Source organism: Streptomyces sp. DH10 (genome assembly GCF_029813805.1).
Lineage (GTDB): Bacteria > Actinomycetota > Actinomycetes > Streptomycetales > Streptomycetaceae > Streptomyces > Streptomyces coeruleofuscus.
This window is the reverse complement of the sequence record NZ_JARVKU010000029.1, coordinates 46,764-62,587: the sequence shown is the minus strand read 5'-3', so window position 1 is coordinate 62,587 and position 15,824 is coordinate 46,764. Positions and strand designations below refer to the sequence as shown.

The following is a 15,824-nucleotide window of genomic DNA, read 5'->3' as shown; positions in this document are numbered from 1 at the left end:
GATTGCGGTCGGCTTACAGGCCCATGTCCTTCGCGATGATCGACTTCATGATCTCGCTGGTGCCGCCGTAGATGCGGTTGACGCGGTTGTCCGCGTACAGGCGGGCGATCGGGTACTCGTTCATGTAGCCGTAGCCGCCGTGCAGCTGGAGGCAGCGGTCGATGACGCGGTGGGCGACCTCGGTGCAGAACAGCTTCGCGGAGGCGGCCTCGGCGGGCGTGAGTTCACCCGCGTCGAGGGCCTCGGTCGCGCGGTCGGCGACGGCCTCGGCCGCGTCCACCTCGGCCTGGCAGGCGGCCAGCTCGAACTTGGTGTTCTGGAAATGGGCGACCGGCTTGCCGAAGACCGTGCGCTCCTGCACGTACTGCTTGGCGAACCGGACGGCGGCCTTGGCCTGGGCGTAGGCGCCGAAGGCGATGCCCCAGCGCTCGGAGGCCAGGTTGTGGCCGAGGTAGTAGAAGCCCTTGTTCTCCTCGCCGAGGAGGTCCTCGACGGGCACCTTGACGTCGACGAACGCCAGCTCGGCGGTGTCGGAGGTCTTCAGGCCGAGCTTGTCGAGCTTGCGGCCGACGGAGTAGCCCTCGGACTTGGTGTCCACGGCGAAGAGGGAGATGCCGTGGCGGCGGTCCTCGGCCGTCGGGGCGGAGGTGCGGGCGCAGACGATCACACGGTCGGCGTGCACGCCGCCGGTGATGAAGGTCTTGGCGCCGTTGAGGACGTAGTGCGTGCCGTCCTCGCTCAGCTTGGCGGTGGACTTCATGCCCGCGAGGTCGGAACCGGTGCCCGGCTCCGTCATCGCGATGGCCCACATCTCCTCGCCGGAGACGAACTTCGGCAGGAACCGCTTCTTCTGCTCGTCGGTGGCGAGCATCTTGATGTAGGGCAGGGCGAGCAGCACGTGCACGCCGGAGCCGCCGAACTGGACACCGGCGCGAGCGGTCTCCTCGTACAGCACGGCCTCGAACTTGTGGCTCTCCAGGCCCGCGCCGCCGAACTCCTCGGGCACGTTGATACCGAAGATGCCCAGCTCACCGAGCTTGTAGTAGAAGTCGCGGGGCGCCTGGCCCGCCGCGAACCACTCGTCGTACACCGGTACGACCTCGGCCTCGATGAAGGCGCGGATGGTCTCCCGGAACGCCTCGTGATCCTCGTTGAACACCGTACGGCGCACGCCGCCACCTCCAGGGACCTAGCTGTCTAAGCGCTTGCTCAGACAAAGATACCGGCGAGTATCAACCACCGTCCAGGGTGGAGGCGGGGTAACGCTCGTCACGCCGCGGGATGAAAACAGCCTCCCACGGCGTTGGTGCCTTCCGGCAGACCAGGACGATCGGAGGGCGACCGCGTGACACCGCAACGGGGATGGGCGCGACGACTGTGGGCCTATGCGTGGCGCCACCCGAAGGACGTCGTACTCGCCCTCGGCTCCTCGCTGGGCGGCATGGCCGTCATGGCCCTCGTCCCGCTGATCACGAAGGTGATCATCGACGACGTCATCAGCGAGCACACGCGCTCGATGACCACCTGGGCCGGCCTCCTCGTCGCCGCAGCGCTGGTCGTCTACGTCCTCACCTACATCCGGCGCTACTACGGCGGCCGCCTCGCCCTCGACGTCCAGCACGACCTGCGGACGGAGATGTACGGGACGATCACCCGGCTCGACGGCCGCCGCCAGGACGAGCTGTCCACCGGCCAGGTCGTCGGCCGGGCCACCAGCGACCTCCAGCTGATCCAGGGCCTGCTCTTCATGCTCCCGATGACCATCGGGAACTTCCTGCTGTTCCTGATCTCCCTGGTGATCATGGCGTGGCTGTCGCTGCCGCTGACCCTGGTCGCCCTGGCCGTCGCCCCCGCCCTGTGGTGGATCGCCAAGCGCAGCCGCACCCGGCTGCACCCCTCCACCTGGTACGCCCAGGCCCAGGCCGCCGCCGTGGCCGGTGTCGTCGACGGCGCCGTCAGCGGTGTCCGCGTGGTGAAGGGCTTCGGGCAGGAGGACCAGGAGACCGGCAAGCTCAGGGACGTCAGCCGCCGCCTCTTCGCCGGGCGGCTGCGCACCATCCGCCTCAACTCCGTCTACACCCCGGCCCTCCAGGCCGTCCCCGCCCTCGGCCAGGTCGCGATGCTGGCGCTCGGCGGCTGGCTCGCGGTGGGCGGGCACATCACGCTCGGCACGTTCGTCGCCTTCTCCACCTACCTCGCCCAGCTCGTCGGCCCAGTCCGCATGCTCGCCATGGTGCTCACCGTCGGCCAGCAGGCCCGCGCGGGCACCGAGCGCGTCCTGGAGCTGATCGACACCGAGCCGTCCCTCGAGGACGGCCGCAAGGACCTGCCCGCCGACGCCCCCGCGACCGTCGAGTTCGACGACGTCTCCTTCGGCTACGACGAAGACCGCCCCGTCCTCGACGGGCTCTCCTTCGAGATCCGCCCCGGCGAGACCCTCGCCGTCGTCGGCTCCTCCGGCTCCGGCAAGTCCACGGTCTCCCTGCTGCTGCCGCGCTTCTACGACGTCACCCGCGGTGCCGTCCTCGTCGGCGGCCACGACGTGCGCGAACTGACCCTGGAATCACTCCGGGCCGCGATCGGGCTGGTCCCGGAGGACTCCTTCCTCTTCTCCGACACGGTCCGCAGCAACATCGCCTACGGCCGCCCGGACGCCACCCAGGAGGAGATCGAGCAAGCCGCCCGCGCCGCCCAGGCGCACCGGTTCATCAGCGAGCTGCCCGACGGCTACGACACCACCGTCGGCGAGCACGGCCTCACCCTCTCCGGCGGCCAGCGCCAGCGCGTCGCCCTCGCCCGCGCCATCCTCAGCGACCCGCGCCTGCTGGTCCTGGACGACGCCACCTCCGCCGTGGACGCCCGGGTCGAGCACGAGATCCACGAAGCCCTGAAGGAGGTCATGCGGGGCCGCACGACCCTGCTGATCGCCCACCGCCGCTCCACCCTGAACCTCGCCGACCGCATCGCCGTCCTGGACGGCGGCCGGCTCGCCGACATCGGCACCCACGACGAACTCCAGCGGCGCTCCGCCCTCTACCGGCGCCTGCTCACCGACCCCGACGAGCTGGGCGCGGTCTCCCCGGGCCACACCCAGCCGGCCTGCCCCCAGGAGGACACGTCCGTCCGGGACGAGCTGGACGCCGAGTTCGACGCCGAGCGCGGGGTCACCCCACGGCTGTGGACCGGCGACCGCGACCGCAAGGACCTCGCCCTCGCCGAGAGCCCCGCCACCCCCGAGCTCCTCGCCCAGGTGGAGGCGCTGCCCCCGGCCACCGACGCCCCCGACGTCGACGAGAAGCAGGCCGTCCAGCCGGAGGAGTCCTACGGCCTGCGCCGGCTGCTGCACGGCTTCGGACTGCCGCTGCTGGTCAGCCTCGGCCTGGTCGCCGTCGACGCGGGCATGGGCCTGCTGCTGCCGATCATGATCCGGCACGGCATCGACTCGGGCGTCACCCAGGTCGCGATCGGCGCCGTGTGGGCGGCGTCGCTGCTCGCGCTGCTGACGGTGGCCGTGCAGTGGGCGGCCCAGGTCGGCGAGATCCGGATGACCGGGCGCACCGGCGAGAGGGTGCTGTACTCGCTCCGGCTGAAGATCTTCTCCCAGCTCCAGCGCCTCGGGCTCGACTACTACGAGCGGGAGCTGACCGGCCGGATCATGACCCGGATGACGACCGACGTCGACGCGCTGTCGACGTTCCTCCAGACGGGCCTGGTCACCGCCTTCGTCTCGGTCGTCACCTTCTTCGGCATCATGGTCGCCCTGCTGGTGCTCGACGTGGAGCTGGCACTGGTCGTCTTCGCGACGCTGCCGCCGCTGATCATCGCCACGTTCTTCTTCCGGCGGGCGAGCGTGAAGGCGTACGAACTGGCCCGTGAACGCGTCTCGGTGGTCAACGCCGACCTCCAGGAGTCGGTGTCCGGGCTGCGGATCGTGCAGGCCTTCCGGCGCGAGCGGGACGGCGGGCGGCGGTTCGCCGGGCACAGCGACAGCTACCGCCAGGCGCGCATCCGCGGCCAGTGGCTGATCTCCGTGTACTTCCCCTTCGTGCAGTTCCTGTCGTCGGTGGCGGCGGCGGCCGTGCTGATCGTGGGCGGGGCGCGGGTCGACGACGGGACGCTGGCGATCGGCTCGCTGGTGGCCTACCTGCTCTACATCGACCTGTTCTTCGCGCCCGTGCAGCAGTTGTCCCAGGTCTTCGACGGCTACCAGCAGGCGTCCGTCTCGCTGGGCCGCATCCAGGAGCTGCTCCAGGAGCCGACGTCGACGAAGTCCGCCGACGAACCCCGCGAAGTGCTGTCCCTGCGCGGCGACATCGCCTTCGAGGACGTGCACTTCGAATACGGCGCCGTCGGTGAGGGCGAGGCGGCCCTCGGCGGCGTCGACCTGCGCATCCCCGCCGGGCAGACCGTCGCGTTCGTCGGCGAGACCGGCGCGGGCAAGTCGACCGTCGTCAAGCTCGTGGCCCGCTTCTACGACCCGACCGGCGGCCGGGTCACCGTCGACGGCACCGATCTGCGCGCCCTCGACATCACCTCGTACCGGCACCGTCTGGGGGTCGTCCCGCAGGAGGCGTACCTCTTCCAGGGCACCGTCCGCGACGCCATCGCCTACGGCCGTCCCGACGCCACCGACGCCGAGGTCGAGGCGGCGGCCCGGGCGGTCGGGGCGCACGAGATGATCGCCACCCTGGAGGGCGGCTACCTCCACGAGGTCGCCGAGCGGGGCCGCAACCTCTCCGCCGGACAGCGGCAGCTCATCGCCCTGGCCCGCGCCGAGCTGGTCGACCCGGACGTCCTGCTGCTCGACGAGGCGACGGCCGCCCTCGACCTGGCCACCGAGGCCCAGGTCAACCAGGCCACCGACCGTCTCGCGGGCCGCCGCACCACCCTCGTCGTCGCCCACCGCCTCACCACCGCCGCCCGCGCCGACCGGGTCGTCGTCATGGACCACGGCAGGGTCGCCGAGGACGGCACGCACGAGGAGCTGCTCGCGCGCGGCGGGCGGTACGCCGAGCTGTGGCGGACGTTCATCGGCGCGGCGGAGCCGGAGGAGCCGGTCGGCGCATCCCGGTGAGGCCCCAGCGACCGGCGTTTTCGTAACGCTCGTGCAACCGTCCGACATACGTCATGCGTCCGTACACCTGTACGCCGATGGTCGCGCACGACGCGGTACGGGAGGACGACAGTGGACAGTGGACCGATACGCCGGCGGCTCGCGCTCGGCCTGGCCGTGCTGACCGCCTCCGGCCTGCTCGCCGTGGCGGCGCCGGGCGAGGCGCAGGCCGCCGCCTCCGCCTCGTGTCCCGGCCGCAAGGTCCGCATCCTGCCCTTCTCCACCGGAGCCGTGCTCGTCTACAAACGCGGCGGCTACGTCTGCGCCGTGACCCTCACCAAGAAGCCCGGCGTGAAGCGGAAGATGTCGGTGAGCGTGCAGGCGCGCGGCAGCCGCCCGGTCGTCGACGCGGGCCGGTTCGCCTACCACGCCGGCCCGGTGATGGTGCACGCCGGACGCCGCTGCGTATGGCTGAAGGGCAGGGTGGGGCAGGGCTCGATCAGCTCCGGCTGGATCCTGTGCTGACGCCCGGCGCATAGAGGGTTTTCCCCATGTCCCCTGGTGCTGGGGGGAGTTGGTCCGCTAGCTTCCGGCGCACATCTGTCTCACAGGGGAGTGCGCATGCGCAAGGCGCTCAGATGGCTGCTGGCGCTCACGGTGCTCATAGGCACACTGGGCTCGGCGGGAGCGGCCACCGCCGCCGACGCCACCGGCACCGACGGCACCACCGACATCAAGGAAAGGCTGCTCTCCATACCGGGCATGAGCCTGGTCGAGGAGAAGCCGTACACCGGCTACCGCTTCTTCGTCCTGAACTACACCCAGCCGGTCGACCACCGGAAGCCGTCGAAGGGCACGTTCCAGCAGCGCATCACCGTGCTGCACAAGGACGTCGCGCGCCCGACGGTCTTCTTCACCAGCGGCTACAACGTCTCCACGACGCCCCGCCGCAGCGAGCCGACCCAGATCGTGGACGGCAACCAGGTCTCCCTGGAGTACCGCTTCTTCACCCCGTCCCGGCCCGCCCCGGCCGACTGGTCCAAGCTGGACATCTGGCAGGCGGCCAGCGACCAGCACCGCGTCTTCAAGGCGCTGAAGGGCATCTACGCCAAGAAGTGGATCTCCACGGGCGGCTCGAAGGGCGGCATGACCGCCACCTACTACGAGCGCTTCTACCCGCGTGACATGGACGGCGTGGTCGCCTACGTCGCCCCCAACGACGTGGTGAACAAGGAGGACTCCGCCTACGACCGCTTCTTCGCCCGCGTCGGCACCGAGGAGTGCCGCGACCGGCTGAACGGCGTGCAGCGCGAGGCACTGGTGCGCCGCGAGCCGCTGGAGAAGAAGTACGCGGCCTACGCGCAGGACAACGGCCTCACCTTCACGACCATCGGCAGCCTGGACAGGGCCTACGAGGCGACCGTCCTCGACTATGTGTGGGGCTTCTGGCAGTACAGCACGCTGAAGGACTGCGACCAGATCCCGGCCGACGCGAAGAACGCCACCGACGACGAGATCTGGAACTCCGTCGACACGATCGCCGGCTTCTCCGCCTATGCCGACCAGGGCCTGACCACGTACACGCCGTACTACTACCAGGCCGGCACGCAGCTCGGCGCGCCGACGATCCGGTTCCCGCACATCGACAAGCAGTACATCCGCTACGGCTACCAGCCGCCGCGCAATTTCGTCCCCCGGGACATCCCGATGAAGTTCCAGCCGTCGGCGATGCGGGACGTGGACACCTGGGTCCGCCACAACGCTCGGCGGATGCTGTTCGTCAACGGCCAGAACGACCCGTGGAGCGCGGAGCCGTTCCGCCTCGGCAAGGGCGCGAAGGACTCCTACGTCATGACCGCCCCCGGCATGAACCACGGCGCCAACGTCGCGGGCCTCGTGCCCGAGCAGAAGGCCCTGGCCACCGCCCGCATCCTCGACTGGGCCGGTGTCGCCACGAGCTCGGTGCAGGCGGACCCGCAGGCGGCCAAGCCGCTGGCGAAGTTCGACGCCAAGCTCGACAAGCGGGACATGCACCGCGAGCAGACGCTGCGGCCGTGACCCCGTAGGAGCCCGTAACGCTCGTATCGCGCCCGGCCGTTGCTCACAGCGGCCGGGCGCACCCCACGGGCCGGTCGCCGCCGAGCCGGACGTAGAGGGCGGTCGACACGGGGCAGTCGGCGCGCCTGGTGACGGCCTCCGTCACCTTGTACTCCGGCTCCTGCCCGCCCTTCCCTTCGCACGTGGTCTCGCGGACCTGCCCGTCGCCGGAGCTGTAGACGCAGTCGCCGACGATGGTGCGGGGCCCGCCCCCGCCGCCCGGGTCGCCCGGGTGCGGCGGCTGGAGGTTGCGCATACAGGCGTAACCCTGCGGCACGGCCCCGTCGCCGTCCTCGTCGGAGGCGGGCCGCTGTTCGCTGATGTGCAGCACGAAGTCGGTGGTCGCCGGGCAGCGCGGCCCGTCCCCAACCGTGCCGTCGTGCCGCGCCACGACCCGGGCCGCCGCCCGCTCACCGGCGCACGGCACCTCGGTGAAGCTCGTCGTGCCGAACGAACTGCACTCGTCGACCGCGAGGAACACGGCCCCGTACCCGGACGGCCGGGTCACCGGCGCCGACCCGGCAGCGGCGGTCCCCGACGCCGGCCCGCCCAGCCGGCCGTCCTCCGTGACACCCGCCGAGGGGCTCTGGCACCCGGTCAGCAGCACGCCGAGCAGCACCAGCAGCCCCCACACCACCCCCGCCGAACTTCTCACGCGCATTGCCGTCCCCCAGAAGAGCCCTGGCCCAGCGTGGCCCGCCGCGAGGGGCGCACGCCAGGCACATGGGAGGGTTTGCGCACCTTGGGGGTGGTGCGCCCGGTCCATGGCGTACGTCTAGTACGTCAGCCCGTGCCCGATCGGGTACAGCACCTGCTCCGGATCGTCCGCCCGCCGCACCGCCACCGGGAGTTTCCCGCGGGGCTCCACCCGTCCCGCGATCACCCGTGCGGCGGCCCGCAGTTCGACGTCGGTCCAGGAGTAGGCCGCGAGGCACGCCGGGACGGAGGGCAGCTGGGCCACGTCGTACGGATTGCGGACCGCGACCGCCACGACCGGCCGCCCCGTCGCCACGAGCTGTTCGACCAGCGTCTTCTGACCGCTGCCCGCCGTGACGTTGTACGTCGCCGCCACCACCGCGTCCGCGTCCCGTGCCGCCGCCACCGCCCGGGCGACGGTCGCCGCGGAGGGGGCCGTCCCCGTAGGCAGGGCGGTGGCGGTGAACCCGAGCTCGGTCAGCGCGGCGGCGAGCACTCCCGTCGGCGGTCCGGTCGTCCCCGACGGCGAGGCCGGATCGGCGCCGACCACCAGCACCTTGGGGTACCGGCGCCGGGACAGCGGCAGCAGCCGCCCCTCGTTGACGAGCAGGGTGGTCGTCCGCTCGGCGATCCGGTCGGCCGCCGCCAGGTGCGCCCGGGTACCGACGGTGCGGTCGACACCCTCCTGACTGACGTACGGCGCGCGGAACAGCCCCAGCTTCGTCTTCAGCCGCAGGACCCGCAGGACCGACTCGTCGAGCCGCGCCTCGGTCAGCTCGCCGTTCCGCACGGCCGCCAGGACCGCGTTCCAGGCGAGGTCCAGGTCCGGCGGGTTGAGGAGCTGGTCCACGCCCGCCTTCAGCGCGAGCACCGGCACCCGGTCGTCGCCGTACTTGGTCCGCACGCCCTCCATGCCGAGGGAGTCCGTGACCACGACCCCGTCGTAGCCGAGCCGCTCGCGGAGGATGCCGGTGAGGATCGGGCGGGAGAGGGTGGCCGGGTCGCCGGAGTCGTCCAGGGCCGGGACCATCAGATGCGCGGTCATGATCGAGTCGATGCCCGCGGCGATCGCCGCCCGGAACGGCGGTGCGTCCAGCTTCTCCCACAGCTCCCGGCTGTGCGTGATGGTCGGGAAGCCGGTGTGGCTGTCGACGTTGGTGTCCCCGTGCCCGGGGAAGTGCTTGGCGGTCGCCGCCACCCCGGACCCCTGGTACCCGGCGACCTCGGCGGCCACCAGCGCGGCCACCGCCCGCGGGTCGGCGCCGAAGGACCGTACGCCGATGACCGGGTTGGCCGGGTTGACGTTCACGTCGGCCACGGGGGAGTAGTCCTGCCGGATGCCCATCGCCCGCAGCTCACGCCCCGCGATTCGCCCGAGGGCCCGGGCATCGGACCGGGACCCGCCCGCGCCGACGGCCATGGCCCCCGGGAAGAGCGTCGCCGGCTTGCCCACCCGGGCCACGATCCCGTGCTCCTGGTCGGTGGAGATGAGTACGGGCAGCCCGCGCGGCAGTTCCAGGGAGGCCCGCTGGATACCGTTGGACAGGTCCGCGATCTGGTGCGGCTCGCGGGTGTTGTGCGCCCAGGCGAAGTAGATGATGCCGCCGACCCGGTATTTCGCGACCAGCTCGGCGGCCGTACGGACCCCGATCTCCTTCAGGTTGGCGTCGATGTCGGCCTGGTCGGGGGCGGTGGCGGAGTGGCCGTACACCCGCATCACGAAGAGCTGGCCGACTTTCTCCTCGAGCGTCATGCGCGAGACGAGGGCGCGCAGGCGCTTGTCGCCGGGGGCGCCGGCGGCGTACGAGGGCCCGCCGGCCGCGAGGGCGCCGGCGGCGCCGGCCGTGGCGGCGAGGACGGCGCGTCTGGAGGGCTGTGCGGTGTTTCCCGTGCTTCCCATGCTTCCCGTGCCGGTGTCGTGCACGTGCGCTCCTTCCGGAGGTGATCCGCTCGGATCCGCTGAAGGAAACTTCCAGGAGGTCACCAATAACCGGGAAGTTTCTGCCGGTCAAGGGAACGCACACTAACCGCGCAGGGGCCGCCACCGGCGCGGTTGGAGGGGGGCGCGCCGATGGCGGCCGTGCCGCCGGCCGCGGTACGGCGGAGAGGGTGGTCAGCGATCGCAGCCAGCAGCGAGGGCCGACACCGCACCGTGGTGACTCTCCGGCGGCCTGCGATTGGACGACGGGAGTCCGGGCCGGGTTCCCGACACGGGCCGGATTTCCGGAAGTCGGTAAACGGGGTGACACAGGGGCCCACGAGGCCGGCGAGCCGAGAACGCGGAGGCGCACGGCCGGCTGCCCCGCCCCGGATCCTCGGGGGCAGGGCAGCGAGCGCGCTTCAGGGCCGGATCAGAGGGTGTGCTCGACGAACCTCGCCGCCGTCTCGGCCAGCACCTCCCGTCCGTCCCTCGCCCACAGCACGTCGTTGAACAGCTCGACCTCGATGGCACCGGTGTAGCCGGCGGCCTCCACGTACCGCTGCCACTCCCGCATGTCGATCGAGCCGTCGCCGATCTGGCCACGGCCGGTCAGTACGCCCTGGGGGAGCGGGGTCGTCCAGTCGGCGAGCTGGAAGGTGTGGATACGGCCGCCCGCGCCCGCCCGGGCGATCTGCGCGGGAGCCGTGTCGTCCCACCAGATGTGGTACGTGTCGACGGTGACCCCGACCTGGTTCGCCGGGAAGCGTTCGGCCAGGTCCAGGGCCTGGGCCAGCGTCGACACCACGCAGCGGTCGGAGGCGTACATCGGGTGGAGGGGCTCGATGGCCAGGCGGACGCCGTGCCGCTCCGCGTACGGGCCCAGTTCCGACAGGGCGTCCGCGATGCGTTCGCGGGCCCCGTGCAGGTCCTTCGACCCCGCCGGGAGTCCGCCCGAGACCAGGACCAGCGTGTCGGTGCCCAGCGTCGCCGCCTCGTCGATCGCCCGGCGGTTGTCGGCCAGGGCCTCCGCACGCTCCCGCGGGTCGATCGCCGTGAAGAAGCCGCCCCGGCACAACGTTGTCACCGTCAGGCCCGCGTCCCGGACCAGCTTGGCCGTGGCCTCCAGGCCGTAGGACTGAACCGGCTCGCGCCACAGGCCGACGTTGCCGATGCCCGACTGGACGCAGGCGTCCACCAGGTCCGGCATCGACAGCTGCTTGACCGTCATCTGGTTGATGGAGAAGCGCTCCAGCTCCGCGGCGCTCACTGGTCCACCCCGTACAGGCTCAGCAGGTTCTTCATCCGCTCCTCCGCCAGCTTGGGGTCGGGGAACAGGCCCAGCCCGTCGGCGAGTTCGTACGCCCTCGCGAAGTGCGGGAGGGAGCGGGCCGACTGGAGGCCGCCGACCATCGTGAAGTGGGACTGGTGACCGGCCAGCCAGGCCAGGAACACCACGCCCGTCTTGTAGAAGCGGGTCGGCGTCTGGAAGAGGTGCCGGGACAGAGGGACCGTCGGGTCCAGCAGCTCCCGGAAGCCCTTCACGTCCCCCGTGTCGAGCACCCGCACCGCCTGCGCCGCCAGCGGGCCCAGCGGGTCGAAGATGCCCAGCAGGGCGTGGCTGAAGCCCTGTTCGTCGCCGGCGATCAGCTCGGGGTAGTTGAAGTCGTCACCCGTGTAGCAGCGCACGCCCTGCGGCAGGCGGCGGCGGATGTCGATCTCGCGCTGCGCGTCCAGCAGCGAGACCTTGATGCCGTCGACCTTGTCCGGGTGGGCGGCGATGACGTCCAAGAAGGTGTGGGTGGCGGCGTCCAGGTCCGTCGCGCCCCAGTAGCCCTCCAGCGCCGGGTCGAACATCGGGCCGAGCCAGTGCAGGACGACCGGCTCGGACGCCTGGCGGAGCAGGTGGCCGTAGACCTCCAGATAGTCCTCCGGCCCCTTGGCGACCGCCGCCAGGGCCCGGGAGGCCATCAGGATCGCCCGCGCGCCCGACTCCTCGACGAGCGCGAGCTGCTCCTCGTACGCCGCGCGGATCTCCGCCAGGCTGTACGGGTAGCCGATCTCGGTGGCCGGCAGCTGGTCCGTGCCCACACCGCAGGCGATCAGGCCGCCGACCGACTTCGCCTCCGCCGCCGACCGCCGGATCAGCTCCGCCGCGCCCGCCCAGTCCAGGCCCATGCCGCGCTGGGCGGTGTCCATCGCCTCGGCGACGCCCAGGCCGTGCGACCACAGGTGACGGCGGAAGGCCAGGGTGGCGTCCCAGTCGACGGCGGCGGGCGAGTCGGGCGACACGTCCGCGTACGGGTCGGCGACGACGTGTGCCGCCGAGTAGACCGTGCGGGAGGTGAAGGGCGTGCCGGGCGTCACCAGGAGCGGTTCGGTGCGCGGCTCGTACGTCCGCGACGCCCCGTTGCTGTCCGGGAGTCGGATGGTCACGGCTGGATCTCCGGTACGTCGATACGGCGGCCCTCGGCCGAGGACTTCAGGCCCAGCTCGGCGAGCTGGACACCGCGGGCACCGGCCAGCAGGTCCCAGTGGTAGGGGGCGTCGGCGTAGACGTGCTTGAGGAACAGCTCCCACTGCGCCTTGAAGCCGTTGTCGAACTCGGCGTTGTCCGGGACCTCCTGCCACTGGTCGCGGAAGACCTCGGTGGCGGGGATGTCCGGGTTCCAGACGGGCTTGGGCGTGGCCGAACGGTGCTGGGCGCGGCAGTTGCGCAGGCCGGCGACGGCCGAGCCCTCGGTGCCGTCGACCTGGAACTCGACGAGCTCGTCGCGGTTGACGCGCACGGCCCAGCTGGAGTTGATCTGGGCGATCGCGCCGCCCTCCAGCTCGAAGATGCCGTACGCGGCGTCGTCGGCGGTGGCGTCGTAGGGCTTGCCGTTCTCGTCCCAGCGCTGCGGGATGTGCGTGGTGGCGATGGCCTGGACGGACTTCACGCGGCCGAACAGTTCGTGCAGGACGTACTCCCAGTGCGGGAACATGTCGACGACGATGCCGCCGCCGTCCTCGGCGCGGTAGTTCCAGGACGGGCGCTGGGCGGCCTGCCAGTCGCCCTCGAAGACCCAGTAGCCGAACTCGCCGCGCACGGACAGGATCCGGCCGAAGAAGCCGCCGTCGATGAGGCGCTTCAACTTGAGCAGGCCGGGGAGGAAGAGCTTGTCCTGGACGACGCCGTGCTTGATGCCGGCCTCGTTCGCCAGCCGGGCGAGGTCCAGGGCGCCGTCGAGGCCGGTGGCCGTGGGCTTCTCGGTGTAGATGTGCTTGCCGGCCGCGATGGCCTTCTTGAGCGCTTCCTCGCGGGCGGAGGTGACCTGGGAGTCGAAGTAGATGTCCACCGTCTCGTCGGCGAGGACCGCGTCCAGGTCGGTCGAGACGTGCTCCAGCCCGTGCCGCTCGGCCAGCGTCTTCAGCGCGTGCTCACGGCGGCCGACCAGGATCGGCTCGGGCCACAGCACGGTGCCGTCGCCGAGGTCGAGGCCGCCCTGCTCACGGAGGGCGAGGATGGAGCGGACCAGGTGCTGGCGGTAGCCCATGCGCCCGGTCACGCCGTTCATGGCGATACGCACCGTCTTGCGTGTCACGTCGTTCCCTTCGTACGCGGTCGTCGCGCCGCGTACGCCCCACCCTTCACTGGCGGACCGGTGAGCCGCCTGTGGACTGGTGAGCGTTACAGCAAGCGCTTTCTATAGATGAAGAAGCTAGCCTCTGAACCGCGGTCCGGACAAGACCGTGACCAGGACGAGTTGTTCGAGGGGGCGAACAACCCGGGGTCGGGGGCTTAAGGTCTGCTCGGAACCAAGGCCTCGGCTCTGCCGGAACCAAGGTCGCAGGTCTGTATGTGTACGAGGGCGACGAGGGCGGACGACGAGATGCGCGACCGGAGGACGACGAGATGACGGTGACCCTGGCGGACGTGGCGGCCCGCGCGCAGGTCTCGCCCGCGACGGTGTCGCGCGTGCTGAACGGGAACTACCCCGTGGCCGCATCCACCCGGGAGCGGGTGCTGAAGGCCGTGGACGAGCTGGACTACGTGCTCAACGGGCCCGCGAGCGCCCTGGCCGCCGCCACCTCCGACCTGGTCGGGATCCTGGTGAACGACATCGCCGACCCGTTCTTCGGGATCATGGCGAGCGCGATCCAGGCCGAGATCGGCGGGCCGGGCGGCCGCGCGGGCGGGGAGAGACTCGCGGTGGTCTGCAACACCGGCGGCTCTCCCGAGCGGGAGCTGACCTATCTCACGCTGTTGCAGCGGCAGCGGGCGGCGGCCGTGGTGCTGACCGGCGGGGCGATCGAGGACGCGGCGCACCAGGCGGCGATGGACACCAAGGTGCGGAAGCTGACCGACGCCGGGACGCGGGTCGTCCTGTGCGGACGCCCGCCGGCGCCGGAGACCGGGGCGATCGCGCTCACCTTCGACAACCGCGGCGGCGGGCAGGAACTCACCGAGCACCTCATCGGGCTCGGGCACCGGCGGCTCGGCTACATCGCGGGCCCGGGGGAACGGACGACGACCCGGCACCGGCTGGAGGGCCACCGGGCCGCGCTCGCCGCGCACGGCATCGAGGAGGACCCCCGGTGGACGGTGCACGGGCGCTACGACCGGCGGTCCGGCTACGAGGCGACGCTTGAGCTGCTGCGGCGCGATCCGTCGCTGACGGCGGTCGTCGCCGCGAACGACTCCGTCGCGCTGGGGGCGTGTGCGGCGCTGCGCGACTCCGGGCTGCGGATTCCTGAGGACGTGTCGGTGGCCGGGTTCGACGATCTGCCGTTCAGCATCGACGCGGTGCCTTCGCTGACGACCGTGCGGTTGCCCTTGGCGGAGGCCGGGGCGCGTGCCGGGCGGATCGCGATGGGGCGGGAGGAGGCGCCGCCCGGGGGGATCGCGTCGGTGCGGGGGGAGTTGATGGTGCGGGGGTCTTCCGGGGTGCCGCGGGTTTCCTGACCTCGGCGTTCCGGCCCGGGCCTGCCGGAGGCTGCCGCCCCCGGGCCGGGCGGGCGGGGGCGCCGGTGTTGTTCCAGGAGTCGAAACCGACCTGAGCCGTGTCGGTGGGCGCCACGATCGTGCGTGCTCACCAGCACGCGGCCGGGGCCCGCGGGGGCCCGGTCGGCGACGGGGCCGACCGCGCCATCGGTCGGTCCTGCGGTGGGCCGACCAGCGGGATCCCCCTCGCAGCCGATGCCCGCTGCCGCCCCCTCGCGTTCTTTCTCACCGCCGGGCAGGCCGGTGACGCGCCCGCCTTCACCGACGTCACGGGCCGCAGTCCCGGCGGATTCAGCGCGACCACCCACATACGGCGGCAGGGGGAGTACAGGGAGCCTCGTCAGCGGACGACGTCGAAGACGTTCTTCTGCAGCCCGTTGGCGTAGACCTCGTGCTCGACGAGCTTCAGCTTCTGGGTGTCCTTGTCCGTGGCGCTGAAGAGCCGCTTGCCCGCGCCGAGCAGGAGCGGGAAGACCAGCAGGTGGTAACGGTCGATCAGGCCGGCGTCCGAGAGGCCCTGGTTCAGGGAGGCGCTGCCGTGGACGATGATCGGGCCGCCCTCGGTCGCCTTCAGCGCGGCGACGTCGTCGAGCGAGCGCAGGATCGTCGTCTCGCCCCAGTTCGACACCAGGTCGTCCTCGGTGAGGGTGGTGGAGACGACGTACTTCGGCATCACCTTGTAGTCGGCGAAGTCCTCCATGTCGGGCCACACCGGGCTGAACGCCTCGTAGCTGGTCCGGCCCATCAGCATGGCGGTGGCTTCCTGCTGTTCCCGGCCCTTGATCTCGTATGCCTCGGGGAGGAACTCGACGTCCTTGAAGGTCCACCCGGAGTTCCGGTAACCGGGCTCGCCGCCCGGGGCCTCCACGACGCCGTCGAGCGAGATGAAAGCGGTGCTGATCAGAGTGCGCATTTAAGGTTCCTCGGTGTCTCGTGTCCGGTTCTCAGCGGATCCGGTCGGTGCACGCTTCCGCCACGCTCGCGGCTGCGGCGCACCACCCATGATCTGTGACTGCGGACCGCGCGGAAACTCATCGGCCGTCACGCGGCCTAGGGTCTGTCGTTTGGATCAGGCG

The 15,824-nt window shown here is 71.4% G+C and carries 11 protein-coding genes and 1 pseudogene; 5 read left to right on the top strand and 7 right to left on the bottom strand.

Annotated features, from left to right (window positions below):
• Positions 1-13: 13 nt before the first annotated feature.
• Complete coding sequence (locus QC385_RS38805; RefSeq protein ID WP_030838107.1) at positions 14-1,171, bottom strand: acyl-CoA dehydrogenase family protein; 1,158 nt, start codon at positions 1,169-1,171, stop codon at positions 14-16.
• Between the two features lie 174 nt (positions 1,172-1,345).
• Here QC385_RS38805 and QC385_RS38800 point away from each other — a divergent pair, with 174 nt between their 5' ends.
• From QC385_RS38800 to QC385_RS38790, 3 genes are all read left to right on the top strand, one after another.
• The gene (locus QC385_RS38800) at positions 1,346-5,074 is read left to right on the top strand and encodes an ABC transporter ATP-binding protein (RefSeq protein WP_279546121.1); all 3,729 of its coding nucleotides are present in this window, start codon (positions 1,346-1,348) and stop codon (positions 5,072-5,074) included.
• A gap of 111 nt (positions 5,075-5,185) precedes the next feature.
• Positions 5,186-5,578: a hypothetical protein gene (locus QC385_RS38795; protein WP_279546120.1), complete on the top strand. Its 393-nt coding sequence runs from the start codon at positions 5,186-5,188 to the stop codon at positions 5,576-5,578.
• A 96-nt stretch (positions 5,579-5,674) separates the two neighbouring features.
• Positions 5,675-7,111, top strand: coding sequence for a S28 family serine protease (locus QC385_RS38790; RefSeq protein ID WP_279546119.1), 1,437 nt, complete (start codon positions 5,675-5,677; stop codon positions 7,109-7,111).
• Positions 7,112-7,154: 43 nt separating this feature from the next.
• Here QC385_RS38790 and QC385_RS38785 read toward each other — a convergent pair whose 3' ends face one another.
• The 5 genes from QC385_RS38785 to QC385_RS38765 form a co-directional block, all read right to left on the bottom strand.
• The gene (locus QC385_RS38785; protein WP_279546117.1) at positions 7,155-7,811 is read right to left on the bottom strand and encodes a hypothetical protein; all 657 of its coding nucleotides are present in this window, start codon (positions 7,809-7,811) and stop codon (positions 7,155-7,157) included.
• A gap of 114 nt (positions 7,812-7,925) precedes the next feature.
• Entirely contained in the window at positions 7,926-9,746 is a 1,821-nt protein-coding gene (locus tag QC385_RS38780) for a glycoside hydrolase family 3 protein (protein ID WP_279546116.1), read from the bottom strand.
• 451 nt (positions 9,747-10,197) lie between these two features.
• Positions 10,198-11,034: a sugar phosphate isomerase/epimerase family protein gene (locus tag QC385_RS38775; protein WP_279546114.1), complete on the bottom strand. Its 837-nt coding sequence runs from the start codon at positions 11,032-11,034 to the stop codon at positions 10,198-10,200.
• Positions 11,031-12,200 (bottom strand): dihydrodipicolinate synthase family protein, encoded by a 1,170-nt coding sequence (locus QC385_RS38770; protein WP_279546113.1) that lies wholly within the window; start codon positions 12,198-12,200, stop codon positions 11,031-11,033. The genes QC385_RS38775 and QC385_RS38770 overlap by 4 nt, the downstream gene beginning before the upstream one ends.
• Positions 12,197-13,348 (bottom strand): Gfo/Idh/MocA family protein, encoded by a 1,152-nt coding sequence (locus QC385_RS38765; RefSeq protein ID WP_279546111.1) that lies wholly within the window; start codon positions 13,346-13,348, stop codon positions 12,197-12,199. Before QC385_RS38765 ends, QC385_RS38770 begins: the two co-directional genes overlap by 4 nt.
• A gap of 311 nt (positions 13,349-13,659) precedes the next feature.
• Between QC385_RS38765 and QC385_RS38760 the strand changes: the two genes are divergently transcribed.
• Together QC385_RS38760 and QC385_RS44410 are read left to right on the top strand one after the other, a co-directional pair.
• Positions 13,660-14,709, top strand: a complete 1,050-nt coding sequence (locus QC385_RS38760) for a LacI family DNA-binding transcriptional regulator (RefSeq protein ID WP_279546110.1) — start codon at positions 13,660-13,662, stop codon at positions 14,707-14,709.
• 185 nt (positions 14,710-14,894) lie between these two features.
• Positions 14,895-15,026 (top strand): annotated as a pseudogene (locus tag QC385_RS44410) (IS5/IS1182 family transposase); the annotation flags it as partial.
• Between the two features lie 62 nt (positions 15,027-15,088).
• On the opposite strand, the gene QC385_RS38750 reads toward QC385_RS44410, so the two are convergent.
• Positions 15,089-15,661, bottom strand: coding sequence for a dihydrofolate reductase family protein (locus QC385_RS38750; RefSeq protein WP_279546109.1), 573 nt, complete (start codon positions 15,659-15,661; stop codon positions 15,089-15,091).
• Positions 15,662-15,824 lie beyond the last annotated feature (163 nt).

Excerpts from the sequence above, each read along its gene's own strand:
- QC385_RS38790 (WP_279546119.1), top strand. The coding sequence starts at position 5,675 with ATGCGCAAGGCGCTCAGATGGCTGCTGGCGCTCACGGTGCTCATAGGC.
- QC385_RS38785 (WP_279546117.1), bottom strand. The coding sequence starts at position 7,811 with ATGCGCGTGAGAAGTTCGGCGGGGGTGGTGTGGGGGCTGCTGGTGCTG.
- QC385_RS38780 (WP_279546116.1), bottom strand. The coding sequence starts at position 9,746 with ATGGGAAGCACGGGAAACACCGCACAGCCCTCCAGACGCGCCGTCCTC.
- QC385_RS38760 (WP_279546110.1), top strand. The coding sequence starts at position 13,660 with ATGACGGTGACCCTGGCGGACGTGGCGGCCCGCGCGCAGGTCTCGCCC.
- QC385_RS38750 (WP_279546109.1), bottom strand. The coding sequence starts at position 15,661 with ATGCGCACTCTGATCAGCACCGCTTTCATCTCGCTCGACGGCGTCGTG.